The sequence below is a fragment of the Dyadobacter jejuensis genome (genome assembly GCF_003149085.1).
GTDB lineage: Bacteria > Bacteroidota > Bacteroidia > Cytophagales > Spirosomataceae > Dyadobacter > Dyadobacter jejuensis.
In genome coordinates this window covers 1-2,032 of the sequence record NZ_QGDT01000051.1, presented here as the reverse complement: position 1 = coordinate 2,032, position 2,032 = coordinate 1, and the positions used below count along the sequence as shown (strand labels likewise).

Sequence of the window (2,032 nt, the reverse complement as noted above, 5' to 3'; positions counted from 1 at the left end):
TTGCTTATTGTGGAAATGACAGCTTGGTTTACTGCCTGATAATCCTGGTTTATGCCTTTTGCAAATCCTTTGAGTGCTGAAGCTTCCGCGCTTGCAATTTTTATCCACTTGGCTAGGCTGCCCTCTTCTTTGTCCACAAAAAGTTGGCGGAAAGAACGGGCTATATTAATGCTGTCTTTGAGTACAGGTAATTTTTGTAGCAATAGGTCTAGGTATTTCTGATCTTCTTTTTTCAATGTTTAGGTCTTTGCCAAGGCAATGTGCGCCAGTTTTGACAGGGACCAGGTCCTAATCGGTTTGAGCAGCGGACGTACCTTATTCGATCTGGCCTTTGCGCTTTTCCCATCATCTATCAGTTTATTCATCCGGATACAGAACTGGCTATACTTCCCATCAAAGCCATTTTCTGATATGTGGTTGAATAGGTTTAAATAGGTGGTTTGGCTCTGGCTAAGACTTATCAATTCAGATTCAAAATCACAGAAGTTGGTTAGGGTCCTGCTCCTAATTACTTCTCTTGAGACCAAGCATTCAGAGGCAATATATTTTCTAATTGTTTTCCTGCCTGCTCCGAGTTGTTTGGCGATAGCTTTGATGCTATAGCCTTTTTGGTGAAGTTCCTTAGCTTTTTTGAATTTAAATTGTCTATCTGGACCTACATTCCCCACCGTCCGTGCTTCCTCTTCGGTAGGGGAAGGTAATGTCGAGATTTCCCCGGACTCAGGTTTCATTTCTTCGGTTTTCGGCAAGCCAGCTTGTCTGGTTCCTATCTCTTCGAAGCACTTTTTGATCACCGAACTATGACTGCGCAGGGATCTCTGAAAGGCATCCTTAAGATTGACCAGAAGATGAAACCTGTCTGCTACCTGAATGGCATCACAGGCCCCGTTTCTGATACCCTGCGCATAGGCACTTGCCCTGTCCCTAGATACGGTGTGGACTTCAGGATGGGCTTTTAGCCAATCTGCAAGCGTGTCAGCTTCCCGGTCTGGAAGCAGGTCAATGACTTCTTTTTTGATTAGGTCCACAATGATCGTTCCATAATTCCGCCCTTTTTTATAGGCCCAGTCGTCTACACCAATGGTGCCAGAAGTCAATGTTGTGGGAGAAACCCTAATTCCTGCGAGAGTCCTCAAAACCGTAGATGAACTGATGGGGTATCCGATTACCTTACAGAGATCGGCACCTTTATTCCCTCCAAGCTTTAGACCCACTGATCTGACCATGTCAGCCGATCTGGAAAAGCACCTTCCATAGGGCTTTATCTGATCAATAAACCGTTCTGTAAAGACTTTCCGCAAACAATTCCTGTTCTTACAGAAGAATTTTCGGACACGCAGGATAACTTTGACCTCCCTACCCGAAACTGGCAGATCAGCGAGTGATCTGTCGTAAAACCCATGAACAGATTTACTGCGTTTTCCACAGCACGGGCACGCAGAGCATTTTTGGGTAGAAACTGCTGCAATCAGCATACCAGGGTCTAGTTTAATAAGAACTACCTTTGAAAGCTTGAGGCCCGAAGGGAAAATAAAGGAAGGAATGAACATTAATATGTTTATTAAATACACATATAAATTATATATTCATATCGATAAAACCAAGTATTATGGGCAAGCCAGTATTAAAAATAAGCAGAAAGACTCCGGAAGAGATAACCGAAATCCTGAAAAACAACGCTGATTTTCTACTGGCAACCAGACTGAATATGGTCTACCATGTATCAAAAGGCCGTTCAAGCAGGGAGGTTGCCTCGTGGTACGGAGTCAGTTTCAAGCAGGTGATTAACTGGGTCCACCGTTTCGAGCAAAACGGGGTAGAAGGACTAGAAAGCCGTTCAGGCAGAGGAAGGAAGTCCTACCTTACAGATGAGCAGATGGATAAAGTCAGAAGAATAGTCTTGGATAACTCACCGGGAGATTTCGGGATTAATGCCAAAAGGTGGTCAGGCCCTGGTATTCTTAAGGTAATAAAAGAACAGTTTGGGGTGGATTATAAACCCAGTCAGTCCTATAAATTAATTGACAGAATG

At 43.8% G+C, this 2,032-nt stretch carries 3 protein-coding genes; 1 reads left to right on the top strand and 2 read right to left on the bottom strand.

What is annotated here, in order from left to right; genetic code table 11:
- Together CLV98_RS23135 and CLV98_RS23130 are read right to left on the bottom strand one after the other, a co-directional pair.
- A partial coding sequence (locus CLV98_RS23135) for a hypothetical protein (RefSeq protein WP_374755208.1) occupies positions 1-236 on the bottom strand: 236 nt, incomplete at its 3' end.
- Positions 237-239: 3 nt separating this feature from the next.
- Positions 240-1,550: an ISL3 family transposase gene (locus tag CLV98_RS23130; RefSeq protein ID WP_109678500.1), complete on the bottom strand. Its 1,311-nt coding sequence runs from the start codon at positions 1,548-1,550 to the stop codon at positions 240-242.
- A 59-nt stretch (positions 1,551-1,609) separates the two neighbouring features.
- On the opposite strand from CLV98_RS23130, the gene CLV98_RS23125 reads away from it, so the two are divergent.
- The coding region (locus tag CLV98_RS23125) for a helix-turn-helix domain-containing protein (RefSeq protein ID WP_146202357.1) at positions 1,610-2,032 on the top strand (423 nt) is incomplete at its 3' end.